The organism is Pseudomonas sp. PDM02, from assembly GCF_014852285.1.
Lineage (GTDB): Bacteria > Pseudomonadota > Gammaproteobacteria > Pseudomonadales > Pseudomonadaceae > Aquipseudomonas > Aquipseudomonas migulae.
The window spans coordinates 42,046-64,723 of the sequence record NZ_JACVBL010000004.1 but is presented as its reverse complement, the minus strand read 5'-3'; the positions used below and the strand labels follow the sequence as shown (position 1 = coordinate 64,723).

Genomic DNA, 22,678 nt, shown 5'->3' with positions numbered 1-22,678 from the left:
CACAATCAATAGCGGTACTTGCCGCCGTGAATATCCGCCAGCAATTGTTCGTCGACCTGCACGTAAGTGTCAGTACCCGGCAGCCAGGCATAGATCGGGTCGTCGCCGGTTTTGCCAGGGTCGAAGGCTTCGTCCTTGAGTCGGGTCTTCTGGTATTTGAAGGTGCCGGTAGTCTCCATCTTCACTTTCACCCGCAGAAACAGCGGCACCGCATACGCCGGCATTTGCTCACGGGCGAAGGCCAGCAGCTCGCTGAAATCCAGGGTCGCCAGGGACTCGGCGGGCGTGATCGCCGCCATCCCGGCGCGCCCGTTGGTGTTGCGGACCTCCACGCCATAAGCCACGGCTTCGGAAATGTTCGGGTGTTGCAGCAGGATGTTTTCGACCTCGGTGGTCGAGACGTTTTCACCCTTCCAGCGATAAGTGTCCCCCAGGCGGTCGACGAACTGCGCGTGACCAAAACCGATGTTGCGCAGCAGGTCACCGGTGTTGAAGTAACGGTCACCCTTCTCGAACACGTCGTGCAGCACGACTTTTTCAGTCTTCTGCGGATCGGTGTAGCCATCCAGCGGCGCCTTGTCGTCGATCTTCGCCAGCAACAGCCCCTGCTCACCCTTGGCTACCTTGCGCATGAAGCCGTTGGCGTCCCGCGTCGGCGCGCCGCTGTCATGGTCGTAGGCTGCAAGCTCCCAGGACATCAGGGAAAACCCGACGGTGTTGTCGAAGTTGAGGATGTTGGTGAAACCGATATTGCCGTCGCTGGCCGCGTACAACTCGCAGATGTGGTTCACGCCAAAGCGCGTCTTGAATTCGTGCCATGCGCCGGGGCGCAGGCCGTTGCCGATCATTTTCGTCACGCCGTGCTTGTTGTCCTCGGCGCTGGGCGGTTGATCCACGAGGTAGCGGCACAATTCGCCGACGTAACCGAGGGTGGTCGCGCGGTAATTGCGCACGTCGCTCCAGAACTGGCTGGCGCTGAACTTGCGGCGGATGGCAAACCCCGAGGCGCCGCTAATGGCCGAGCCCCAGCACACGCACAACCCGGTGGCGTGATACAGCGGCAAGGTGCAATAGACGATGTCCTCGGGGCGCATGTCCAGCGCGATCAAGCCGAAACTGGCCGAGCTGCGCATCCAGCGGCCATGTTTGAACACCCCGGCCTTGGGCAGCCCGGTGGTGCCCGAGGTGTAGATGTAGAAACACGGGTCGTCGAAAAAAACCTGCTGGCTGCTGGCAGGGTTGTCGCTGGGGCTGTCGACAATCGCGGTCATCAGGTTGATGAAACCGTCGGGTGCAATGCCCGGTTGGCGGTAGGTGTCCTGGTCGGCGACGAACCAGGTGCGCGCCGCGTCGATCGAGACCCGTTCGCGCACTGCCGCAAACGCCGGTACCAGCTCCTCACCGACAATGATCGCTGCCGGCGCCACCAGGTTCAGGCTGTGGGCCAGGGTATCGCGGGTTTGAGACGTGTTGAGCAAGGCACTGATCGCCCCGACCTTGGCCACCGCCAATATGTTCACCAACAGTTCCGGGCGGTTTTCGATGAACACCGCGACCACGTCGCCCTTGCCGATGCCTTGAGCAATCAGGTGATGGGCGATGCGATTGGCCCATTGATTGACTTGCGAGTACGTGAGCACCACCGCGCCCTGCAGCAAGGCCGGGCCGGCGGGATTGCGCAATGTCGCTTGTTCGAAGCTCCAGCCCAGGCCACACGGTTGGGTCGGGTCCTTGACGTTGGCGGCCTTCATGCCTTTCACCACCCGGGGGATGGCTTTGGCAATGGACGGCAGCTTGCGGAGCATCATGCCCCAGGTAATCGTGTCGTTCGTCGTGCGGCTCATGGATGCTCCCGTTCGATCTTTTTATTGTCGGGCGACGGTGATTGAGCCCGAAAATACGTCAACGGTTCTTGAGCTGTACACGCGGTTTTTGAAATGTTTTGTATCCGCGAAAAACGCGAACCCGGAGGATGTGAATGGTTCCATCGAACCGACATCGACCCCGCAAAATGCAGGATGCACGATGGCCATTCATGCAGATTGCACGAAAGCAAAAAACTGGCTTTAAATTAACTTATTGATTTATAACGAATTTTAAAAAAATCAGGTGCTGGCACAATCACTGCAACTACCTCTGCATGCTTGCAATTCAAGCGCTTACGGAGCTGATAGACATGAACCTGATCCAGGAAAAATTTTCGTCCCTGTTCTCCAACTTCGAAGTCACCACCCAGCCACGTCCCGACGGTGGCATTCTGCTGACCTTGCGCAGCAGTGAAGGCAGAGTCTTCAAGCGCTCGGTTTCCTACCAGCAGTTGCATGCCGGTGATCAGCTGTCGTGGGTGATCAGTGCGATCCGCCGTGACCTGGCCGAACAGGCCAGCGAATTGCCGCAGATCTCCATGCTGCAAAGCCAACAGCGCTTTGCGCTGCCGACGTATCACTCGGCATAAACCGTTTCAACGCCGCAAACCAGCCCTTGTAGGAGCGAAGCTTGCTCGCGAAGGCGGCGTATCAGTCAACATTAATATCGCCTGATACGCCGCCTTCGCGAGCAAGCTTCGCTCCTACAGGTTAGCGTCGTGAATTAGTACGCGGAAGGGTTGATCCGGGCGAAGCTGTCCACGGTCACATGCCCTGCCAACTCCCCGCCTTCACGTGCCAGTCCGCAGGTTGCCATACCTGCCGTGCGCGCCGCGTCCAGCTCTTCGACGATGTCCGACAGGAACAGAATCTGCGCCGCTTCAAGGCCGATGGCCTGGGTGATGCGCTGGTACGACTGCGCTTCACGCTTGGGTCCCGATGTGGTGTCGAAATAGCCGCTGAACAACGGCGACAAATCCCCCGCCTCGGAGCAGCCGAAGATCAGTTTTTGCGCCTGAATCGAACCCGAGGAATAAACAAACAGTTTGAAACCTTGCTGATGCCAACGCTTGAGCGCTTCAACGGCGTCCGGGTACACGTGACCTTTCAACTGCCCGGCCTGATAGCCCTGCTCCCAGACCATGCCTTGCAACGCCTTGAGCGGTGTGGCTTTGCGGTCTTCGGCGATCCAGCCGAGGAGTATCTCGATGACACGTTCGACGTTGGCGTCCGGCTCATGGCTATCCCGGCGCACGGCGTGCAGTTGCTCCGCCACATCGGCGCGCGCGGCGTGCTGGCGAACGAAGTCCGGCAGGTGTTTGGCGGCGTAGGGAAACAGCACCTCGAACACAAAACTCACCGCGCTGGTGGTGCCTTCGATGTCGGTGAGAATCGCTTTGATCGGCATCGACTCAGTCCTCAAGACGCGGGAAGCGGCTGGCGATGTCTTCGCCGGTGAAATTGGCCACCCAGCCTTCCGGGTTGTTGAACAGCCGGATCGCGACGAAATGCGGATGCTCGCCCATGTCGAACCAGTGCGGTGTGCCGGCCGGTACCGAGATCAGGTCGTTTTTCTCGCAGAGCACGGCGTAGACGTAATCGTCGATGTGCAGGGTAAACAAGCCACGGCCGGCGACGAAAAATCGTACTTCGTCTTCGCCATGGCGGTGCTCGTCGAGGAACTTGGCGCGCAATTCGGCTTTTTGCGGATGATCGCTGTTCAGGCTGACCACATCGACGGTGATGTAACCGCGTTCGGTCATCAGCTTGTCGATTTGCTCCTGGTACGCGGCAATCACTTCTTCCTGACTGGCGCCGGGCTGGATTTTCGCCGCCGCTTGCCAGCGGTCGAAGCGCACACCTTGCTCGGCCAGGGTCGAGGCGATGTCTTCGAAATGGGTCAGCACCTTGTTCGGAATGTCAGGGCTTGAGACATGGTAGACGGACAGGCTGCTCATCAGGGCAACTCCTTAACGGTTTAGGATCGAACGCGTCTTCAACTCGCACTCGAACAAAAATTCAAAGGCCTCGATCTGCCGCAACGCATCACTCATGCGGGCGCCCCAGGTGTAGAGGCCGTGACCGCGAATCAGATAGCCGACGCAATCGGGATGGGCTTCCAGCCAAGGCTGCACCTTGGCGGCCAAGCGCGCAATGTCCTGATCGTTGTCGAAAATCGGCACGCGCACCCGGGATTCGTGGGTCGAGATGCCGCTGAACGCCTTTTGCAGCTCGTAGTCTTCGAACTCGATGAAATCTTCCGGCGTCAGTCGCGACAGCACCGTGGCGTTCACCGAATGGGTGTGCAGCACCGCGCCGATCTCCGCACGCCAGCTATAGAGCTGGGTGTGCAACAAGGTTTCGGCGGACGGTTTCTTGCCCGGTTCCAGACTGTTGCCCGACAGATCAGTGGCCAGCACATCGTCGATGCCCAACTGGCCTTTGTGCTTGCCGGACACGGTCAGCAAGGCTTCGTTCGCCGACAGTCGGGTCGAATAGTTACTGCTGGTGGCCGGCGACCAGCCGCGGCCATACAAAAAACGCCCGGCGTCGATGATTTCCTGGGCGAGGTGTTCACGGGTCAGGCTCATGGCCGGTCCTCTTGCATACGTGTGGCAATGATAACGGCAGCCGCGAAGGCTGCCAGACTGGCAATACTAAAGGTGAACGAGGCCCCGAGGGCATTCCAGCTGTAGCCGGAGTACAACGCGCCCAGTGCGCCGCCGGTGCCGGCCAATGCCGCGTACAACGCCTGGCCCTGCCCTTGCTGGCGCGCACCGAAGCTACGTTGCACGAACTGGATGGCAGCGGCGTGAAAGCTGCCGAACGTCGCCGCGTGCAATACCTGGGCAAACAGCAGTACCGATAAAAATTCAGCGAGCGACCCGAGCAGCAACCAGCGCAGCGCCGCCAGCAGAAAACTCGCCAGCAGCACCCGGCGCACGGAGAAGCGCGCAAGGATCTTGCTCATGGCCAGAAACATCAACACTTCGGCCACCACGCCCACTGCCCAGAGCAGGCCGATCAAGCCACGGCTGTAACCCAATCGCTCAAGGTGCAACGTCAGAAAGGTGTAATACGGGCCGTGACTCATCTGCATCAGCGCCACGCACGCGTAAAACGCCAGCACACCGGGGCTGCGCAACTGCTTGAGAAACCCGTCAGCCGCCAGTTTTTCACTCTGGACCGGTTGCGCGTTCGGCACCCACAGGCTGCTGACGACGATCCCGGCCATGATCAGCACCAACGCCACCGGGTAGATGTCGAGGCTGAGCCATTCGAACAAGCGACCGAGCGCGACCACGGTGATGATGAAACCGATGGAACCCCACAAGCGGATCTGGCTGTAACGGGACGTCTGCCCTTTCAGATGCGCCAGGGTGATGACTTCGAACTGCGGCAACACCGCGTGCCAGAAGAACGCATGCAACGCCATGACCATCGCCAGCCAGGCGTAGGTTTTGCTGACGAAAATCAGCGAGAACGTCAGCAGCGTGCAGACCGCGCCGAAGCGCACGATGGCCAGGCGCTGGCCGGTGTAATCCCCGAGCCAGCCCCAGATGTTCGGCGCGACGCAACGCATCAGCATCGGGATCGCCACCAGCTCGCCGATGCGCGCGGCAGAAAAACCCAGGTGATCGAAGTACAGCGCCAGGAACGGCGCTGTCGAACCGAGCAAGGCGAAATAGAACAGATAGAAACTGGAGAGCCGCCAGTACGGGAGCGCCGCCACGGTCATCAGACCGCAGCGACTGAGAGGTCAGCCATTAAAGCTGACCCAGCACCGGCGTGCTCACGCGCACATCGGCGTTCTGCCCGCGGTGACGCAACAGGTGATCCATCAGCACGATGGCCATCATCGCTTCGGCAATCGGCGTGGCGCGGATGCCGACGCACGGGTCGTGACGGCCCTTGGTGATGACCTCCACCGGGTTGCCATTGATGTCGATGGAACGGCCCGGCGTGGTGATGCTCGACGTCGGTTTCAACGCCAAATGCGCAACGATTGGCTGGCCGGAGGAAATGCCGCCGAGGATGCCGCCAGCGTTGTTGCTGAGGAATCCTTCCGGGGTCATTTCATCGCGATGCTCGGTGCCGCGCTGGGAAACACTGGCGAAACCGGCGCCGATTTCCACGCCTTTGACCGCGTTGATGCTCATCAGCGCGTGGGCCAGTTCGGCGTCGAGACGGTCGAAGATCGGTTCGCCGAGGCCTGGCATCACGCCTTCGGCAACGACGGTGATCTTCGCGCCAACCGAATCCTGGTCGCGGCGCAACTGGTCCATATAGGCTTCCAGTTCTGGCACCTTGTCCGGATCAGGGCTGAAAAACGCGTTTTCTTCCACTGAATCCCAGGTCTTGAACGGGATTTCGATCGGGCCGAGCTGGCTCATGTAACCGCGAATGACGATGCCCTGGGTGGCCAGGTATTTCTTGGCAATCGCGCCAGCCGCCACACGCATGGCGGTTTCCCGCGCCGAGCTACGGCCGCCACCGCGGTAATCGCGTTCACCGTACTTGTGGTGATAGGTGTAGTCGGCGTGGGCCGGGCGGAACAGGTCCTTGATCGCCGAGTAGTCCTTGGACTTCTGGTCGGTGTTGCGGATCAACAGGCCGATAGAGCAGCCCGTGGTGCGACCTTCGAAAATGCCGGAGAGGATTTCGACTTCGTCGGCTTCCTGGCGTTGGGTGGTGTGGCGGCTGGTGCCGGGTTTGCGGCGATCGAGGTCGCGCTGCAAATCTTCCAGGGAAATTTCCAGCCCCGGCGGGCAGCCGTCGACAATGGCGACCAACGCCGGACCATGGCTTTCGCCCGCGGTGGTGACAGTGAACAGCTTGCCGTAGGTATTGCCGGACATGCAGGACGCTCCGTGAAATGAACCTGAATACGTAATGCGCGCCAGTATACGCAGGCTACCCAACTAGTTCATCCTCGAACCTTATGGGTGCCTGCGAGTCCAACCGGCATCTTGTTCATGATGGCGTGATGATGCTGCGAGTTTTAGCCTTGAGCCTTACCTTGTTTACCGGCTTTGTACAGGCCACCGTCCTGCAACGGCCGATCACATTGGATACCGGCACCGGGGAGCTTTTCGGCTCGTTGTTGCTGCCAAAATCCGACAAACCCGTACCGGTTGTCCTGATCATTTCCGGCTCCGGTCCTACAGACCGTGACGGCAATAACCCCGACGGCGGACGCAACGACAGCCTCAAGCGCCTCGCCTGGGTACTGGCCAAACACAACATCGCCAGTGTGCGTTACGACAAACGCGGCGTGGCGGCGAGCCTCGCGGCGACCCCCGACGAACGCAATCTGACGGTGGAAGCCTATGTGGCCGACGCCGAGGCCTGGGGCCACAAGCTCAAAAGCGATCCGCGCTTTGGCCAGTTGATTCTGCTGGGCCACAGCGAAGGCGCGTTGATCGCCAGCCTCGCGGCGCCGAGCGTCGATGCCGCCGGGGTGATTTCCCTGTCCGGCAGCGCACGGCCGATCGATCAGGTGCTGCGCCAGCAACTGAGCAATCGCTTGCCTCCTCCGCTGATGCTGCGCAGCAATGAACTGCTCGACAGCCTCAAGGCCGGCCGCACCGATGACAACGTACCGCCACAACTTCAGGTGATATTCCGTCCGAGCGTGCAGCCGTACCTGATCTCACTGTTCCGCCAGGACCCCGCCGCCGCATTCGCCAAACTGAAAATGCCGGCGCTGATCATTCAGGGCAGCAACGACATCCAGGTCGGTGTCGGCGACGCCAGGTTGTTGCAGGCCGCCAAACCGGACGCCGAACTGGCGTTGATCGAGGGCATGAACCACGTCATGCGCATCGTGCCCAACGACGTCAAACGGCAATTGGCCTCCTACAAAGATCCGCAATTGCCGCTGGCAGCCGAACTGGGCACACGGATCCTCGGGTTTATTGACGGACTTCGCTCCAGTTGAGCGCTTTTTTAAGCGCTTTTTCCCTCCAGTCCTGAAAAAAACGGCCGATAAGCCTTTGTCGCCAGCGTTATGACTGGCGACAAGCTGAGCTTGGACAGGATCTCGCCGTTATGACTGATACCCCGACTTCACCCGACACCACCGCTGAAAAAGACGCACCGCCAGCGGTCGAGCTGCCGTGGGCGGACGTCCACGTCGAGCACCACAAGATGCTCCGCCTGGCACCGTTGCAGACCGACCGCAACACCGGCGGGCGGCCACTGCGCTTTGTCGAATTCGGTTATGCCGAACGCAACGACAAGAAACACAGTCTGTTGCGCATGACCATTTCCCTGCCCGGCCAGCGCGTGCGCAAGGAACAGAACCACCTCGACGTGTGGGTCGACCACACCACAAAACGTGTGCATTTCGGACCGGAAAGCGGTTTGCAGATCGAACCGATGAACCGTGGCATCGGCCGCTACATGGCAGCCCAGGGCATTACCTGGGCGAAAAAGCGCTGGCCCGGCTACACCGTCGACGGCACCGACCTGAACAACAAGGACGCGCTGAACGAAGACACGCGCCTGCGCCGTGATCGCTTTCTGAAGGCGCATGGTTTTGAGGTGGTGTATGCCGACGCCCAGCATTTGAAGGGCAGCGTCAAAGAGGTGCAGGTCGGCGACCTGTTGGCCGACTGGAACACCGAGAAGCTGCAGCAGGTGGAAATTCTCGAAGCGGCGCAGATGCTGCAGCAGGCCGAGCAGAACCTGGCCGAGCAGGAAGTGAAGCTGAAGAAACACGAAGAAAAGGTCAGCAAATACAAACGCGAAGACGCGGGGCTGCGGTTCACCATTACGTGCCTGGTGGCGTTTGCGGTGTTTCAGGCGGGGTTGTTGATCTGGATTGCGACGCACCGTTGAAGGCTTGAGACCGCGGCGCGGCCTTCGCGGGCAAGCCTCGCTCCTACAGGTTATTGGTGAACCCTTGTAGGAGCGAGGCTTGCCCGCGAAGGCGTCCTCAGGTCAGACGCGGGACGCGAACAACGCCTGATGCTCCCGGCACTGCTGCGCCGTCAACATGAACACGCCATGCCCGCCGCGCTCGAAATCGAGCCAGGCAAAGTCGACTTCCGGGTACAACGCGTCAACGTGAACCTGGCTGTTGCCCACTTCGACAATCAGCAAACCCTTCTCGGTCAGATGATCCGCCGCTTCGGCGAGCATCCGTCGTACCAGGTTCAAGCCATCGTCGCCACAGGCCAGGCCCAGCTCGGGTTCATGCTGATATTCCTGCGGCATGTCGGCGAAATCTTCCGCATCGACGTAAGGCGGGTTCGACACGATCAGGTCGAAACGCTGACCCGGCAAGCCATCGAAACCATCGCCCTGCACGGTGTAGACCCGCTCATCGACACCATGGCGCTCGATGTTCTGGTTGGCCACTTCCAGCGCTTCGAACGACAGATCCGCCAGCACGACTTCGGCGTTCTGGAACTCATAGGCGCAGGCGATACCGATGCAACCGGAACCGGTGCACAGGTCAAGAATCCGCGCAGGCGCGGCGCCCAGCCACGGTGCGAAACCCTTTTCAATCAGCTCACCGATCGGCGAACGCGGAATCAATACACGCTCATCGACGATGAACGACATGCCGCAGAACCATGCTTCACCCAACAGGTAAGCGGTCGGAATGCGTTCTTCGATGCGCCGCTTGAGCAAACGCTGCAGCTTGACCAGCTCATCGTCTTCCAGATTGCAGTCGAGGTAGCTGTCAGCAATTTCCCACGGCAAGTGCAAGGCACCCAACACCAGTTGACGGGCTTCGTCCCAGGCGTTGTCGGTCCCATGGCCGAAAAACAGATCCTCCCCATGGAAGCGGCTGACGGCCCAACGGATATGGTCACGCAGGGTACGAAGTCGGGAAGTGATCACGGGGTAAGCTCCAGAAAAAACGACTGGCAATTCTAACAGCCAAAACGCGTTACGACGACGCAGGAAAAACACCGGCTCAGATGTAGGACATATCCATTTTTATCGCTGGCTATTGAACAAAACGAGGATATTGACAAGGCTGCAGGCCAGTAACGACGGCGCCTACGATGGTAGCGATTCACAGAAGCGCTCAGCCAGAGGACAATGTCGCAAAAGCCCCACTCCAAGGAGCCCCAGAATGTCCGTTCCAAAAACGATGTTTCAACTCAGCGGTCGCGGTTATGCCGCCGCCAATCTGAGCCATGCGACCCTTGTCATCATCGATGCCCAGAAAGAATACCTCAGCGGCCCCCTGGCCCTGGTCGGCATGGATGCTGCTGTCGCGAACATCAAGCAGCTGGTGAGCGCTGCCCGCGCAGCCGGCCGTCCTATCGTGCATGTGCGCCACCTCGGCACCGTCGGCGGGCTGTTCGATCCGCAAGGCGAGCGCGGTGAATTCATCCCGGGCCTCGAACCACAGAGCGACGAAACCATCATCGGCAAGTTGCTACCGAGTGCGTTTCACGGCACCGAACTGCTGGACCGCCTGCAAAATCTCGGCTCCCTGGACCTGATCGTGTGCGGTTTCATGAGTCACTCCAGCGTCAGCACCACCGTGCGCGCCGCGAAAAACCTGGGCTTTCGCTGCACCCTCGTTGAAGACGCCTGTGCAACGCGCGATTTGCCCTACAAGGGTGGCGTGTTGAGCGCTGACCACGTTCAACAGACCGAAATGGCGATCATGGCGGACAACTTCGCCACCCTCGCCCTGACCCACGATCTGATCTGATCGACGCTTGATGAGCGGTTCATGCCGCCGCTCATCCGCAAAAGCCTCTCGTTCGCTGTAAATGTCATAGCCTCAGGAACATCCCGGTCAACTCCCGGTCGAAGGGCCGATACCCATTGAGGAAGGTCGGAATGAAGTTATCCGATGGTTTTGACGCACGCCGCTTGCGGCCCAAAGGCCAAAGCAACTGGCGTTTTCGATTCGGCGCAGCCTTTGCTGCCTTGCTGGCAACGTGCGGTGTGTTGCTGGCGATGGCCGGCGCCGCCAGCCTGCTGGGCCACCCGCCGGCACTCGGCGAGTTGAATGCCAGCCCGCTGGGCTCGGCAATCATTCTGGCGGTCGGTCTGTTCCTGCTCTACCTCGGCGTTTGGCTGTGGCGGCGTTGCCGTCGCCGCGCGCGCCAGTCGCAAGAGCTGAACATGTCCCCGCATCTGATGAAAAAACACGACTGAATTGACGGCCTGACGTTTACCGGGCCCCAATTGTTATCGGTCGTGTCTCGACTTGGGTAAACTGGCCGCCCTTCGCGGAGGCTGATATGCAAGACAACGATTTTTCCCTGTTCAAAAGCGCGATCCAAGGCGTCAAGCCGATCAAGCACGATCGCGCCGAAACCGGCAAACCCAAGGCTGACCGCGCGCAGATCGCCAAGCTGCGTCAAGCCGCCACCGTGCGCACCGATGCCACCACCGTTGACGGTCTGTCCGATCAGTTCGTGATCGACGTCGGCCCGGAAGACGAGCTGATGTGGGCGCGCGACGGCGTGCAGGAAAGCCAGATGCGCAAGCTCAAGATCGGGCAAATCCCCTTCGAAGGCAGCCTCGACCTGCACGGCATGAGTGTGGAAAAGGCCCGGGAAACCCTCTGGGCGTTCCTGGCGGAAGCGACCAAATTCGAAATCCGCTGCGTGCGCGTCACCCACGGCAAAGCCGTACGCCTGGACGGCAAGCGGCCGATGATCAAAAGCCACGTCAACACCTGGCTGCGCCAGCATTCACAGGTACTTGGCTTCACCTCGTGCCAGGCGAAACATGGTGGTGCCGGAGCGGTTTATGTGATGCTCAAACGCACCATGATGGAAGGTCGCGACGAGTAAAGTCGTTGCGCCACGCTTGCAGCGTCGTAGCCGCCACACCGATCTGGCTACTGGCTGACCACTCAGTGCGGGTACACCGACTTGCAATGATATGGGAGCTCCCGTAATACTTCGCAGATGGAATTTAAAGAAAGACTCAAAACAGCCCGCCAACACGCCAAGCTCAATCAGACCGAGCTTGCCGAGCGCGCGGGGCTGACTCAAACCTCAATCTCCGACCTCGAGCGCGGGAAATCGAAAGCGACAGCCTTTGTTGCCCAGATCGCTTCAGTGTGTGGCGTTTCACCGATGTGGCTGGCTGAAGGTGTCGGTGACATGCTTAAAGGGGTCTCCCCCCCTCCAGGCATTTCAATGTCAGACATCCAGCCTTGGGACGACAGCACACCCCTGGATGACGATGAGGTTTATGTCCCCTTCCTGCGTGAAGTTGAGCTGGCGGCGGGTTCAGGCCGTTTCGTGATCGCAGAAAACGACAGCGCCAGGCTGCGTTTCTTCAAGAAAGACCTGCGTCACAATAACGTGCAGTTCAACAACGCCAGGTGCGTGTCGGTGAGCGGGAACAGCATGTTCCCGGTACTGCGCGACGGCGCCACCGTTGGCATGAACATTGGCAAGAATTCGCTGGGCGACATCGTCGACGGCGACATGTACGCGATCAACCACAACGGCCAGCTCCGTGTGAAACAAGTCTACCGACTGCCCAGCGGGATCCGTCTACGCAGCTTCAACCGTGACGAGCATCCGGACGAGGACTACACCTTCGCCGAGGTCCAGGAGCAGCAGATTGCGATCCTGGGTCATGTCTTTTGGTGGGCAATGTATTCGCGGTGAACCGAGTTGCGGTGATTCGTGAACGTCCAGTGCCATAACGTGCAATACAGCAAATCGACGCACATCCAAGAGGAGCCCGCCAAGCGCGGGCTTTTTTGCATCTGGAATACAGGCACAGAATAAAATATGGGAATACCCGTTTACACGAAATATGGGAACGCCTATATTCGTATTCAAGCCAACGGGAAATCGATCGGAAGCTGCCAACTATCACTTCTGCCCATTCATTGAGTGGGCAGTGGGATGTAGGCCTGCATCAAACGCAAGGCTCACCAGAGCAAAAAGCGACATCAATGGACTGAGGTAAAAACCATGACTGTAGACATCAGCAACTTCACCATCGCTACCCCGCTTCCAATCTCCGACACCAACCCGATTGCGCTTGAACTCATCGGCTGGCGCGCACTGCTCGAATGCCCCGACGTCATCTCAATGCTTGAAGATGGTTCGCTGCAGATGACGGCGCCGACGCTTGGAGCGTCCAGCAAGAGCACGCTACGAACTCGCTGTGAGTGGAAGGAGCCAGGTTACTGGCTGTTCTCCAGCGCAGCGGACCACTGGAACCGCCAGGAAATGCGACTGACCAAAGTCAACTCGCTGCAGAAAGTCGTGATTGGCCAAATTCATGTGAAGGGTTCAGAACGACCTCCGGTGAAGGTGTTCTGGAACAAAGGAAAAATCACCATGGGGTTCCGGTCAAGCTACCTCCAGGACGATCCGGTCAACTCGACGGTGTTGGAAAACGTACCGCTCGGTGCACTTTTCAAAATCAACATTCACGCCAACTCGAGCGGCGCCGTTTCTGTATCGGCCAGCTGTAACGGCGTCAAATCCACTTCCGCGATCATGCGCCTCGACAACACTTGGGACACGAAAACGCTTGCCTTTCACGGCGGCGTGTACAACCAGATCGATTACTCCGACACCACCGACCCGCTAGACGGTTCTGTCTGCATCATCAGCGATCTGTCGATCACTCACGCCTGATAGACCTGCTCGGCCTGATGAGCAAAACAGGTTTCAGGGGAACATCACTGCTGCAGCCTGGCGACAGGCTGTAGCGGGATGCGGATAAAATCCGGCAGGCCTGCGCGACCGACAAACACTTGCATGCCGTGATGACCGATTTTGGGCTTCGCGCCCGCTGGCAATACAACTGCCGTCACACATACGCTACCATGTGCCTCATGTCGGGGATGAACCCTGCGTTTTATTGCCACTCGGCTCGGTCGTAGCGTTCAGATGTTGCTATCGACCACGCCCGACGAATCAACTCCGGCATCGACCAGAGTGAACGGGCCGTTTGAAACGAGCTCGATTGGTACAACATTGGTACAGACAGAAACAGTACCCCTCTGAAACCCTTATGGAATCAGCCCCTGTGACACTGGAACAGAATTACACCGCGATTCTCGGCCAATTGGGCGAGGACGTCTCCCGCGAGGGCCTGCTCGACACGCCAAAACGTGCCGCCAAAGCCATGCAGTACCTCTGCCGCGGTTATGAACAGACACTGGAAGAAGTCACCAACGGTGCCTTGTTCAGCTCCGACAACAGCGAAATGGTGCTGGTGAAAGACATCGAGCTCTACTCGTTGTGCGAACACCACCTGCTGCCATTCATCGGCAAGGCGCACGTCGCCTACATCCCGAGCGGCAAAGTGCTGGGCCTGTCGAAAGTCGCGCGGATCGTCGATATGTACGCCCGCCGCCTGCAGATCCAGGAAAACCTCAGCCGCCAGATCGCCGATGCGGTCCAGCAGGTCACCGGCGCCCTGGGCGTTGCGGTGGTGATTGAGGCCAAGCACATGTGCATGATGATGCGCGGTGTGGAAAAGCAGAATTCGACGATGATCACCTCGGTGATGCTCGGTGAGTTCCGCGAAAACGCGGCGACCCGCAGCGAGTTTCTCAGCCTGATCAAGTAATTCGCAGCAACGAAGAAAACCGGCATTCATCGCCGGTTTTTTTTCGTCTGCGAAAAATCAGGTAAGCTGCGCGCCTTCTTTCGCCCCGTGAGGCTTGTACCGTGTTCGTTAAAGCGCTTCGTGTCGGCCTCGGCCAACTGATCATTTTCATCGACTTCATCACCCGTCCCGGCAAGAAGCAGCGCCCTGCCGCCGCCCAGGCTCAGGTTGAAGCGGCTGCCAAGGACCTGACGCTGTATCAGTTCCACGCCTGCCCGTTCTGCGTGAAAACCCGCCGCACCCTGCGCCGCCTGAACGTGCCGGTGGCGTTGCGTGATGCGAAGAACAACGAGCAGGATCGTCAGGTTCTGCTGGAGCAAGGCGGCAAGATCAAGGTCCCGTGCCTGCGCATTGAAGAGAATGGCCAGACCACCTGGATGTATGAGTCCAAGGTGATCATTGATTATCTGGACAAGCGCTTCGCTGCGGCGTGAGGTTTGTGGTGTGGCTGACGGCCTCTTCGCGGGCAAGCCTCGCTCCTACAGGTTATGCATCTTCTGTAGGAGCGAGCGGTGCGGCGATCCGACTTGCCCGCGAAGGCGTCGGATCAACCACCACAAATCTCAGACAAAAAAAACCGGCCCATGAGCCGGTTTTTTTATCGCTGCGATCAGGCCGCTTCCGCCGCCTGCGCCTGTCGCACCACCGCCGCCAATCGCTTCAACCCTTCATCCAGCCGCGCCGGATCGATGTGGCTGAAGTTCAGCCGCAAATGCCCCGGGTGATTGTCCGGCTCCGGAAAAAACGGCTCACCCGGCATGAACGCCACATCCGCCGCCAGTGCAGGCTTGAGTAACGTGCGCGTGTCCAGCGGTTGTTTCAGCGTCAACCAGAAAAACAGCCCGCCCTGCGGCACGTTCCACTCTGCCAAATCAGAAAAATGCGTTTCCAGCGCCGACTGAAACGCATCCCGGCGCCCCCGGTAAAAATCCCGCAGCTCACTCAGGTGCTGCTGGAATTTCTCGGTGCCGATCCATTGCAGCGCTTGCCACTGGCCGACGCGGTTGGTGTGCAGATCGGCGGACTGCTTGAGCTTCAGCAAATGCGGAAACAGGTCCGGACTGGCGATCAGGTAGCCGACCCGCAGCCCCGGTAACAGGGTTTTCGACACGGTGCCGGTGTAGATCCAGCTGGTCTTTTTCAAGCGACTGACGATTGGCCTGGCACTGCCGCCATCAAACGTCAGCTCGCGATACGGCTCGTCTTCGATCAGGGTGACGCCGAACTCATCCAGCAACGCGGCGACCGCATCGCGCTTGGCCTCGCTGTAGCGTACCGCCGACGGGTTCTGGAACGTCGGGATCAAGTAGATGAACGCAGGCTGGTGTTTTTCCAGACGCGTGCGCAGCTCAAGCAGATTAGGGCCATCGGCCTCCAGCGGCACGGTGATGCAGTCGGCGCCAAACAGTTGAAAGATCTGCAACGCCGCCAAATACGTCGGCGCTTCAAGCAGGATCTCGGTGCCTTTGTCGATGTAGAGCTTGGCCGCCAGATCGAGGGTTTGCTGCGAGCCGCTGACCACCAATACCTGACTCGCCTCGCACGGCACGCCCAGCGCTCGCGCCTCGGCCGCCAAGGCTTCGCGCAACGCCGGCTCCCCTTCGCTCATGCCGTATTGGCCGATGGACAGCGGCATGTCGGCCCATTCGACGGTCGGCAGCATGACTTCGGCCGGCAAGCCACCGGCAAACGACATCACTTGCGGGCGCTGGGCTGTGGCGAGAATTTCACGAATCAAAGAACTTTTAAGGCGCGAGACACGTTCGGAAAAAGCCATGGGGGGTCACCGGTAGCGAGGCCTGAGAAAAATGAGTCAAACTGGTTGACCGAAATTACGACAACCCGAACGGATACGTCAACATGCTTGACCTTAAAAATCCCGCCTCCCAGCAACAGGCCATGGAAGCGTTTTTCTTCGGCTACCAGGCGTTCACCGCCAAGGCCGACGAAATGCTCGAGCGTCGCGGCTTGAGCCGGGTGCATCAACGCATTGTGTTTTTCATCGCCCGTTATCCGAACCTGAGCGTCAAGGAGTTGCTGGCATTGCTCGGTGTGAGCAAGCAGGCACTGAACATTCCGCTGCGCCAGTTGGTGGAAATGCACCTGGTGGACAGCGTTGCGTCCGAGACCGACAAGCGTAAACGGTTGCTGGAACTGACCGTGGAAGGGGCGCGGTTTGAGCAGTCGTTGCGGCGTGAGCAGGTGAAACTGCTGGAGCGGGTGTTTGCCGAGGCTGGGGAGACGGCGGTGAATGGGTGGTTGGCGGTGAATCTGGCGTTGGGGGAGAACCAGCAGAAGATGTGACCTCGAGTCAGTCTTCGCGGGCAAGTCGGATCGCCGCACCGCTCGCTCCTACAGGATATGCGCCGCTTTTGTAGGAGCGAGGCTTGCCCGCGAAGGCGTCCTTTCTGGCGATATATCCCTATTGCCAAACTTTTCGTCTACAAAATCAAAAACATTATTTGCATTATTTGTATACAAAAGCATAATCCACTGCGTGCGAGTTCCTGACCAAGCGGTCAACAAATTCGCGAATGCCTCAAAGGGCCGCTGCCACCCTCATGGGTCCGGCCCTGGAAATAACAATAAAACTCTTGAGGAGTACTCGCTGTGGAAAGCCGCAAATCCGAAGCCCCGTCGCTGGAACTCTCGCCGCCATTACGCAATGGCTGGCTGGAACGCATCTTCAAACTCAGCTTGCATGGCACCACGGTGAAGACCGAGTTGATTGCCGGTCTGACAACCTTCATCACCATGGCTTACATCATCTTCGTCAACCCCAACATCATGGCCGACGCCGGGATCGATCACGGCGCGGCATTCGTTGCAACGTGCATCGCGGCTGCACTGGGTTGCCTGTTGATGGGCCTGTACGCCAACTGGCCAGTCGGCCTCGCGCCGGGCATGGGCCTCAACGCCTTCTTCACCTACACCGTGGTCGGCACCATGGGCTACAACTGGGAAACCGCACTCGGTGCAGTGTTCGTTTCCGGTGTGTTGTTCATGATCCTGACCTTCTCCAAGATCCGCGAATGGCTGCTCAACAGCATTCCGGTGAGCCTGCGCTTTGCGATGGGCGCCGGCGTAGGTCTGTTCCTCGGCCTGATCGGCTTGAAAACCGCCGGCATCGTCGTCGATAGCCCGGCGACGCTGATCAAGCTCGGCTCGCTGCGTGAACCCGGCCCGCTGCTCGCCGCGATCTGCTTCCTGATGATCGCCGTGCTCAGCTACCACAAGGTGTTCGGTGCGATTCTCATCAGCATCATCACCGTAACGCTGGCCGGCTGGGGTCTGGGCCTGGTGCATTACGAAGGGATCATGTCGGCACCGCCGAGCCTGGCACCGACCTGGATGGCCATGAACGTTGCCGGCGTATTCAACGTCAGCATGATCAGCGTGGTGCTGGCCTTCCTCTTCGTGCACATGTTCGACACCGCCGGCACTTTGATGGGCGTCGCCCAACGCGCCAACCTGGTGAACGCGGACGGCCGCATCGAAAACCTCTCTCGCGCCATGAAAGCCGACAGCGCCTCCAGCGTATTCGGTGCCGTGGTGGGTGTTCCTCCGGTAACAAGCTACGTGGAAAGTGCCGCGGGTGTAGCCGCTGGTGGTCGGACTGGTCTTACCGCTGTTACCGTAGGTGTGTTATTTATTGCAGCCATGTTTTTCGCACCGCTGGCTGGCATGATCCCCGCTTATGCAACAGCCGGCGCGCTGATTTACGTGGCGATGCTGATGATGGGCGGCATGGCGCACATCGAATGGGACGAAGCGACCGACAGCATTCCGGCGATCGTCACCGCGATCATGATGCCGCTGACCTTCTCGGTCGCCGACGGTATTGCGCTGGGCTTCATCACCTATGTGGCGTTGAAAGCCGGCACCGGTAAATACAAGGAAATTTCCGTGAGCCTGTGGGTGCTCTGCGCGATCTTCATCGCCAAGTTCATCTTCTTGTAAACACAGGTACTCGCTTGAAAACAGCCTCACCCCGTCGGGTGAGGCTTTTGTGCAAATGGAGGAAAGTGATGAGTCTGGAAACCTGGCTGCTGTTCAGCGGCGCTGCGCTGGTGGTGATCCTGATCCCGGGGCCACTGTCTTTGCTGATGATCAGCAACAGTCTGAATTACGGTTTGCGTCGTTCTTACCCAGCGTTTTTGGGTGGCGTGATTGCGTCGATCTGCTTGCTCAGCGCTTCCGCGTTGGGATTGGGGGCGTTGTTGCTGGCTTCGGAACAGCTGTTCAGCGCATTGAAAATCGTCGGAGCGCTGTACCTGTTCTACCTCGCCTGGCAGAGCTGGCAGCAATCGCGCCAGCCATCGGTCGGCGCTGAAGTGCCCCAGGCTGCGCCGGTGCCACGTTTCCGTGCCCTGTTCGGGCGCGCATTTGTGCTGGGTGCGAGCAATCCGAAAGACATCCTGTTCTTTGCCGCATTCCTGCCGCAGTTCTTGAGCGCCGGGCAACCGTTCCTGCCGCAGTTGCTGGTGATGATTGCTACGTGGACGGTGTTGGATCTGCTGTGCAAATTGGCTTACGGGTTAGGTGCCCATGGTGCGGCGCGGTATCTGCGCAGTGGCAAGGGGCAGAGCTGGTTTAACCGGGTGAGTGCCGGACTGTTTAGCGGCGCCGGCGCAGCGTCGCTGTTGAGCCGTTAAGAGCTTCGCGGGCAAGTCGGATCGCCGCCCGCTCGCTCCTACAGGTTTTTGTGTCGTTCATGGAATGGAAAACAACCTGTAGGAGCGAGGCTTGCCCGCGAAGGCGTCGGCACATTCACCACATTCCTCGGGACGAAAAAAAGCCCGCAGTGTGAGCGGGCGAAAGACCAAAGAAGCTATATGCGCAGTCGCTTCTCGGAGGCGACAGCTGCTTGGGGGATCAGCTGCCGCGGTACGTGGAATAGCTATAAGGCGAAATCAGCAGCGGCACATGGTAGTGATCCTGTTCCGCAGAGATGCCAAACCGCAGCACCACCACATCCAGGAACGCAGGCTCCGGCAGCTGAACGCCACGGGCGCGGTAGTAATCGCCCGCATGAAACTGCACCTGATAGACCCCGGTGCGGTAGTCATCGCCCTGCAGCAGCGGTGCATCGACGCGGCCGTCGCTGTTGGTGATTGCGCTGGCGACCAATTCCAGCTGCGAGCCTTCAACGCGGTACAACTCGACCTTGATCGAGCTGCCCGGGCAACCGTGTGCAGCGTCCAAAACGTGTGTAGTCAAACGTCCCATTGATTCTGCGCGCCTGCCTGCGTGGAGCAGTCAGACCTCGCGCCTCCCGAAGTCAGTTGAAAAGGAGACCGCACCGATTCGGAGCACGAAAAGCTGCGGCGAGCGACTGATTAAGACACTTTTCATAAAAATTGTACACAATAAAAACGACATTTTTGCAGCCAGTACCGCCATTCAAGGATTCGCAGTCAATCTGACGCCAAACCATGCGAGCAGCGGACCTTCTATCCATTAGCTGACCAACTGGGCAGGTTTCTTGCAGTAGCACTCCAAGATGACAGCAGATGAAAAATGCGAAAATTCAGGCTTACAAAGTGGATATAAAGTTGTATACAATCAGCCCATCGCTGTGACGCCAGCCTGTCATCCCATCGCCAGGCCGCCACACAACCTGTCAACGAATAAGAAGGAAGACTGCAGTGAGCGCTGACTACCCACGCGACCTGATCGGTTACGGCAGTAACCCTCCTCACCCACACTGGCCGGGCAATGCGCGCATCGCCCTGTCTTTCGTGCTCAATTATGAAGAAGGCGGCGAGCGCAACATCCTGCACGGCGATAAAGAGTCCGAAGCCTTCCTTTCGGAAATGGTCTCGGCGCAGCCGCTGCAAGGCGCGCGCAACATGAGCATGGAATCCCTTTACGAGTATGGCAGCCGCGCCGGTGTCTGGCGGATTCTGAAACTGTTCAAGGAATTCGACATTCCGCTGACCATCTTCGCCGTGGCCATGGCCGCCCAGCGCCACCCGGACGTGATCCGCGCGATGGTCGATGCCGGTCACGAGATCTGCAGCCACGGCTATCGCTGGATCGACTACCAGTACATGGACGAAGCACAGGAACGTGAGCACATGCTCGAAGCGATCCGCGTCCTCACCGAAATCACCGGCGAACGCCCGTTGGGCTGGTACACCGGCCGCACCGGCCCGAACACCCGTCGGCTGGTGATGGAAGAAGGCGGCTTTCTCTACGACTGCGACACCTACGACGACGACCTGCCCTACTGGGAACCGAACAACCCGACCGGCAAGCCGCACCTGGTGATCCCGTACACCCTGGACACCAACGACATGCGCTTCACCCAGGTCCAGGGCTTCAACAAGGGCGACGACTTTTTTGAATACCTGAAAGACGCTTTCGATGTGCTGTACGCCGAAGGTGCCGAAGCGCCGAAAATGCTCTCGATCGGTCTGCACTGCCGGCTGATCGGCCGTCCGGCGCGTCTGGCCTCGCTCAAGCGCTTTATCGAATACGCTAAAAGTCATGAACAGGTGTGGTTCAGCCGCCGCGTCGACATCGCTCGCCACTGGCACGAAACCCACCCGTACCAAGGGGCTGCCCAATGAGCACCTTTCAAACCCTGAAACCCTCGACCCTGAGCCGCGACGCGTTCGTCACCGCTTTCGCCGACATCTACGAACATTCGCCATGGGTGGCCGAGAAGGCCTTCGACCTGGGCCAGGACGCTTCGATCGACGAGATCGAAACCCTGCACCAGCGCATGAGCGACATCCTGTTGAGCGCTGATCACGAAAGCCAGTTGTCCCTGATCAACGCTCACCCGGACCTGGCCGGCAAAGCCGCCGTCCAGGGCCAGTTGACCGAAGCCAGCACCAATGAACAGGCTGGCGCCGGTATTCACCAATGCACGGCCGAAGAGTTTTCTCGCTTCACCGAGCTGAACGACGCCTATAAAGCCAAGTTCAAGTTTCCCTTCATCATGGCGGTAAAAGGCAGCAACCGGCATCAGATCCTCGCGGCGTTCGAAACGCGCATTCACAACCCGGCAGATACCGAGTTCAAGTGCGCGCTGGCGGAGATCAACAAGATTGCCCTGTTCCGATTACTGACCCTATAGCGAGCCTTCCCCGAGCGACATTGGACGCAAACATCGCCCAGGGCACTGCAAGCATCCCAAGCCAACTTATTAAAGGCAGACAAGAAGAATGAAAGCTTACGCCGTACCTTTCGAGAAGTTCGTCAACCTGGCCGACGCCCGCCTGGGCACCAAAATCATTTCGGTCACCGATGACTGGTTCGCAGACGCCAACCGTCTGTTCCAACCGACCCCGGCCGTGTGGAAGGAGGGCGTGTTCGATGACAACGGCAAGTGGATGGACGGCTGGGAATCGCGTCGCAAACGCTTCGAAGGCTACGACAGCGCGGTCATCCGCCTGGGCGTGCCAGGTTCGATCAAAGGCGTAGACATCGACACTTCATTCTTCACCGGCAACTTCCCGCCGTCGGCTTCGCTGGAAGCCTGCTTCCTCGCGTCTGGCGAACCGGACGACAACACCCAGTGGACTGAAGTGCTGTCGGCCGTCGAGCTGCAAGGCAACAGCCACCACTACCACGAAATCAGTAACGACCAGGCCTTCAGCCACCTGCGCTTCAACATCTACCCGGATGGTGGCGTGGCCCGTCTGCGTGTCTACGGCATTCCGTTCCGCGACTGGTCCGCTGTCGGCGACAACGAACAAGTGGACCTGGCCGCCGCCCTGAACGGTGGCCGCGCCCTCGCCTGCTCCGACGAACACTTCGGCCGCATGAGCAACATCCTCAACCCAGGCCGTGGCATCAACATGGGCGACGGCTGGGAAACTGCACGTCGTCGCACGCCGGGCAATGACTGGGTCATCGTCGCGCTGGGTCATGCCGGCGAGATCGAAAAAGTCGTCGTCGACACTTTGCACTTCAAGGGCAACTACCCGGACACTTGCTCGATCCAGGGCGCCTTTGTGAAGGGCGGCACCGACAGCCAGATCGAAACCCAATCGCTGTTCTGGCGCGAACTGTTGCCGGCGCAGAAACTGGAAATGCACGCCGAACACACCTTCGCCGAGCAGATCAAGGCGCTGGGCCCGATCACCCACATCCGCCTGAACGTGTTCCCGGATGGCGGTGTGAGCCGCCTGCGTGTCCTGGGCAAGGTCGCTAAATAAGCGGCGCGCCATTCGCGGGCAAGCCTCGCTCCTACAGGTATCACCGACCGTAGGAGCGAGGCTTGC

General features: G+C 59.3%; 25 protein-coding genes and 1 pseudogene. 17 read left to right on the top strand and 9 right to left on the bottom strand.

The window, feature by feature from the left end; translation table 11 throughout:
* Positions 1-5 precede the first annotated feature (5 nt).
* Entirely contained in the window at positions 6-1,844 is a 1,839-nt protein-coding gene (locus tag IB245_RS08705; RefSeq protein ID WP_192227317.1) for a long-chain-acyl-CoA synthetase, read from the bottom strand.
* Positions 1,845-2,176: 332 nt separating this feature from the next.
* Here IB245_RS08705 and IB245_RS08700 point away from each other — a divergent pair, with 332 nt between their 5' ends.
* Positions 2,177-2,455: a DUF3509 domain-containing protein gene (locus tag IB245_RS08700; RefSeq protein WP_008031503.1), complete on the top strand. Its 279-nt coding sequence runs from the start codon at positions 2,177-2,179 to the stop codon at positions 2,453-2,455.
* A 134-nt stretch (positions 2,456-2,589) separates the two neighbouring features.
* On the opposite strand, the gene mtnC is transcribed toward IB245_RS08700, so the two are convergent.
* Genes mtnC through aroC form a run of 5 tightly spaced genes read right to left on the bottom strand, consistent with a single transcriptional unit; the run spans position 2,590 to position 6,724 of the window.
* Positions 2,590-3,273, bottom strand: coding sequence for an acireductone synthase (gene mtnC, locus IB245_RS08695; protein ID WP_192227316.1), 684 nt, complete (start codon positions 3,271-3,273; stop codon positions 2,590-2,592).
* A 4-nt stretch (positions 3,274-3,277) separates the two neighbouring features.
* Positions 3,278-3,823, bottom strand: a complete 546-nt coding sequence (locus IB245_RS08690; protein WP_008031498.1) for a 1,2-dihydroxy-3-keto-5-methylthiopentene dioxygenase — start codon at positions 3,821-3,823, stop codon at positions 3,278-3,280.
* 12 nt (positions 3,824-3,835) lie between these two features.
* Positions 3,836-4,456: a methylthioribulose 1-phosphate dehydratase gene (locus tag IB245_RS08685; RefSeq protein WP_008042783.1), complete on the bottom strand. Its 621-nt coding sequence runs from the start codon at positions 4,454-4,456 to the stop codon at positions 3,836-3,838.
* The gene (locus IB245_RS08680) at positions 4,453-5,604 is read right to left on the bottom strand and encodes an MFS transporter (RefSeq protein WP_008042787.1); all 1,152 of its coding nucleotides are present in this window, start codon (positions 5,602-5,604) and stop codon (positions 4,453-4,455) included. The genes IB245_RS08685 and IB245_RS08680 overlap by 4 nt, the downstream gene beginning before the upstream one ends.
* A 28-nt stretch (positions 5,605-5,632) precedes the next feature.
* On the bottom strand, positions 5,633-6,724 hold the full coding sequence (gene aroC / locus IB245_RS08675; protein WP_008031492.1) for a chorismate synthase: 1,092 nt from the start codon (positions 6,722-6,724) through the stop codon (positions 5,633-5,635).
* An 83-nt stretch (positions 6,725-6,807) separates the two neighbouring features.
* Between aroC and IB245_RS08670 the strand changes: the two genes are divergently transcribed.
* The gene (locus IB245_RS08670) at positions 6,808-7,806 is read left to right on the top strand and encodes an alpha/beta hydrolase (RefSeq protein ID WP_008042789.1); all 999 of its coding nucleotides are present in this window, start codon (positions 6,808-6,810) and stop codon (positions 7,804-7,806) included.
* A gap of 110 nt (positions 7,807-7,916) precedes the next feature.
* Positions 7,917-8,708: a hypothetical protein gene (locus IB245_RS08665; RefSeq protein ID WP_008042791.1), complete on the top strand. Its 792-nt coding sequence runs from the start codon at positions 7,917-7,919 to the stop codon at positions 8,706-8,708.
* A 102-nt stretch (positions 8,709-8,810) separates the two neighbouring features.
* Here IB245_RS08665 and prmB read toward each other — a convergent pair whose 3' ends face one another.
* A complete protein-coding gene (gene prmB, locus IB245_RS08660) occupies positions 8,811-9,719 on the bottom strand; it encodes a 50S ribosomal protein L3 N(5)-glutamine methyltransferase (RefSeq protein WP_192227315.1) in 909 nt (302 codons plus the stop codon).
* 238 nt (positions 9,720-9,957) lie between these two features.
* On the opposite strand from prmB, the gene IB245_RS08655 reads away from it, so the two are divergent.
* The 8 genes and pseudogenes from IB245_RS08655 to IB245_RS08625 all read left to right on the top strand — a co-directional run bounded on the left by IB245_RS08655 (position 9,958) and on the right by IB245_RS08625 (position 14,875).
* On the top strand, positions 9,958-10,548 hold the full coding sequence (locus IB245_RS08655; RefSeq protein ID WP_008031485.1) for a cysteine hydrolase family protein: 591 nt from the start codon (positions 9,958-9,960) through the stop codon (positions 10,546-10,548).
* 131 nt (positions 10,549-10,679) lie between these two features.
* Positions 10,680-11,000 (top strand): hypothetical protein, encoded by a 321-nt coding sequence (locus IB245_RS08650; protein WP_008031483.1) that lies wholly within the window; start codon positions 10,680-10,682, stop codon positions 10,998-11,000.
* A gap of 86 nt (positions 11,001-11,086) precedes the next feature.
* A complete protein-coding gene (locus IB245_RS08645; protein WP_008031481.1) occupies positions 11,087-11,644 on the top strand; it encodes a Smr/MutS family protein in 558 nt (185 codons plus the stop codon).
* A gap of 117 nt (positions 11,645-11,761) precedes the next feature.
* A complete protein-coding gene (locus IB245_RS08640; protein WP_192227314.1) occupies positions 11,762-12,475 on the top strand; it encodes an XRE family transcriptional regulator in 714 nt (237 codons plus the stop codon).
* 312 nt (positions 12,476-12,787) lie between these two features.
* Complete coding sequence (locus IB245_RS08635; protein ID WP_008042798.1) at positions 12,788-13,462, top strand: polysaccharide lyase family 7 protein; 675 nt, start codon at positions 12,788-12,790, stop codon at positions 13,460-13,462.
* A 140-nt stretch (positions 13,463-13,602) separates the two neighbouring features.
* Positions 13,603-13,834, top strand: a pseudogene (locus tag IB245_RS29350) (site-specific integrase); the annotation flags it as partial.
* A 22-nt stretch (positions 13,835-13,856) separates the two neighbouring features.
* Positions 13,857-14,402, top strand: a complete 546-nt coding sequence (gene folE / locus IB245_RS08630) for a GTP cyclohydrolase I FolE (protein ID WP_032832746.1) — start codon at positions 13,857-13,859, stop codon at positions 14,400-14,402.
* A 101-nt stretch (positions 14,403-14,503) separates the two neighbouring features.
* Positions 14,504-14,875: a glutathione S-transferase N-terminal domain-containing protein gene (locus IB245_RS08625; RefSeq protein ID WP_008042800.1), complete on the top strand. Its 372-nt coding sequence runs from the start codon at positions 14,504-14,506 to the stop codon at positions 14,873-14,875.
* Positions 14,876-15,051: 176 nt separating this feature from the next.
* Here the strand turns inward: IB245_RS08625 and IB245_RS08620 are convergent, their stop codons facing one another.
* Positions 15,052-16,218: a PLP-dependent aminotransferase family protein gene (locus tag IB245_RS08620; RefSeq protein WP_192227313.1), complete on the bottom strand. Its 1,167-nt coding sequence runs from the start codon at positions 16,216-16,218 to the stop codon at positions 15,052-15,054.
* Between the two features lie 83 nt (positions 16,219-16,301).
* Here IB245_RS08620 and IB245_RS08615 point away from each other — a divergent pair, with 83 nt between their 5' ends.
* From IB245_RS08615 to IB245_RS08605, 3 genes are all read left to right on the top strand, one after another.
* Positions 16,302-16,745 carry a MarR family winged helix-turn-helix transcriptional regulator gene (locus IB245_RS08615; protein WP_192227312.1) on the top strand — a complete coding sequence of 148 codons (444 nt, stop codon included), beginning with the start codon at positions 16,302-16,304 and terminating at the stop codon, positions 16,743-16,745.
* Between the two features lie 306 nt (positions 16,746-17,051).
* Complete coding sequence (locus IB245_RS08610) at positions 17,052-18,401, top strand: NCS2 family permease (protein ID WP_008031464.1); 1,350 nt, start codon at positions 17,052-17,054, stop codon at positions 18,399-18,401.
* A gap of 68 nt (positions 18,402-18,469) precedes the next feature.
* Positions 18,470-19,096, top strand: a complete 627-nt coding sequence (locus tag IB245_RS08605; RefSeq protein ID WP_008031463.1) for a LysE family translocator — start codon at positions 18,470-18,472, stop codon at positions 19,094-19,096.
* Between the two features lie 220 nt (positions 19,097-19,316).
* Here the strand turns inward: IB245_RS08605 and uraH are convergent, their stop codons facing one another.
* Positions 19,317-19,670, bottom strand: coding sequence for a hydroxyisourate hydrolase (gene uraH, locus IB245_RS08600; protein WP_008031462.1), 354 nt, complete (start codon positions 19,668-19,670; stop codon positions 19,317-19,319).
* Between the two features lie 419 nt (positions 19,671-20,089).
* On the opposite strand from uraH, the gene puuE reads away from it, so the two are divergent.
* From puuE to alc, 3 genes are all read left to right on the top strand, one after another.
* Positions 20,090-21,016, top strand: a complete 927-nt coding sequence (gene puuE, locus IB245_RS08595) for an allantoinase PuuE (RefSeq protein WP_008031461.1) — start codon at positions 20,090-20,092, stop codon at positions 21,014-21,016.
* Positions 21,013-21,528, top strand: coding sequence for a 2-oxo-4-hydroxy-4-carboxy-5-ureidoimidazoline decarboxylase (gene uraD / locus IB245_RS08590; protein ID WP_192227311.1), 516 nt, complete (start codon positions 21,013-21,015; stop codon positions 21,526-21,528). Before puuE ends, uraD begins: the two co-directional genes overlap by 4 nt.
* 88 nt (positions 21,529-21,616) lie before the next feature.
* On the top strand, positions 21,617-22,612 hold the full coding sequence (alc, locus tag IB245_RS08585) for an allantoicase (protein WP_008031459.1): 996 nt from the start codon (positions 21,617-21,619) through the stop codon (positions 22,610-22,612).
* Positions 22,613-22,678: the final 66 nt, after the last annotated feature.

What these genes read in the sequence shown, in the direction of transcription:
- mtnC (WP_192227316.1), bottom strand. Translation starts at nt 3,273, where the DNA reads ATGCCGATCAAAGCGATTCTCACCGACATCGAAGGCACCACCAGCGCG.
- IB245_RS08685 (WP_008042783.1), bottom strand. Translation starts at nt 4,456, where the DNA reads ATGAGCCTGACCCGTGAACACCTCGCCCAGGAAATCATCGACGCCGGG.
- IB245_RS08655 (WP_008031485.1), top strand. Translation starts at nt 9,958, where the DNA reads ATGTCCGTTCCAAAAACGATGTTTCAACTCAGCGGTCGCGGTTATGCC.
- IB245_RS08620 (WP_192227313.1), bottom strand. Translation starts at nt 16,218, where the DNA reads ATGGCTTTTTCCGAACGTGTCTCGCGCCTTAAAAGTTCTTTGATTCGT.
- IB245_RS08640 (WP_192227314.1), top strand. Translation starts at nt 11,762, where the DNA reads ATGGAATTTAAAGAAAGACTCAAAACAGCCCGCCAACACGCCAAGCTC.
- IB245_RS08690 (WP_008031498.1), bottom strand. Translation starts at nt 3,823, where the DNA reads ATGAGCAGCCTGTCCGTCTACCATGTCTCAAGCCCTGACATTCCGAAC.
- uraH (WP_008031462.1), bottom strand. Translation starts at nt 19,670, where the DNA reads ATGGGACGTTTGACTACACACGTTTTGGACGCTGCACACGGTTGCCCG.
- IB245_RS08605 (WP_008031463.1), top strand. Translation starts at nt 18,470, where the DNA reads ATGAGTCTGGAAACCTGGCTGCTGTTCAGCGGCGCTGCGCTGGTGGTG.
- IB245_RS08645 (WP_008031481.1), top strand. Translation starts at nt 11,087, where the DNA reads ATGCAAGACAACGATTTTTCCCTGTTCAAAAGCGCGATCCAAGGCGTC.
- IB245_RS08705 (WP_192227317.1), bottom strand. Translation starts at nt 1,844, where the DNA reads ATGAGCCGCACGACGAACGACACGATTACCTGGGGCATGATGCTCCGC.
- IB245_RS08680 (WP_008042787.1), bottom strand. Translation starts at nt 5,604, where the DNA reads ATGACCGTGGCGGCGCTCCCGTACTGGCGGCTCTCCAGTTTCTATCTG.
- IB245_RS08615 (WP_192227312.1), top strand. Translation starts at nt 16,302, where the DNA reads ATGCTTGACCTTAAAAATCCCGCCTCCCAGCAACAGGCCATGGAAGCG.
- alc (WP_008031459.1), top strand. Translation starts at nt 21,617, where the DNA reads ATGAAAGCTTACGCCGTACCTTTCGAGAAGTTCGTCAACCTGGCCGAC.
- IB245_RS08670 (WP_008042789.1), top strand. Translation starts at nt 6,808, where the DNA reads ATGGGTGCCTGCGAGTCCAACCGGCATCTTGTTCATGATGGCGTGATG.
- IB245_RS08665 (WP_008042791.1), top strand. Translation starts at nt 7,917, where the DNA reads ATGACTGATACCCCGACTTCACCCGACACCACCGCTGAAAAAGACGCA.
- IB245_RS08700 (WP_008031503.1), top strand. Translation starts at nt 2,177, where the DNA reads ATGAACCTGATCCAGGAAAAATTTTCGTCCCTGTTCTCCAACTTCGAA.
- uraD (WP_192227311.1), top strand. Translation starts at nt 21,013, where the DNA reads ATGAGCACCTTTCAAACCCTGAAACCCTCGACCCTGAGCCGCGACGCG.
- IB245_RS08650 (WP_008031483.1), top strand. Translation starts at nt 10,680, where the DNA reads ATGAAGTTATCCGATGGTTTTGACGCACGCCGCTTGCGGCCCAAAGGC.
- aroC (WP_008031492.1), bottom strand. Translation starts at nt 6,724, where the DNA reads ATGTCCGGCAATACCTACGGCAAGCTGTTCACTGTCACCACCGCGGGC.
- IB245_RS08635 (WP_008042798.1), top strand. Translation starts at nt 12,788, where the DNA reads ATGACTGTAGACATCAGCAACTTCACCATCGCTACCCCGCTTCCAATC.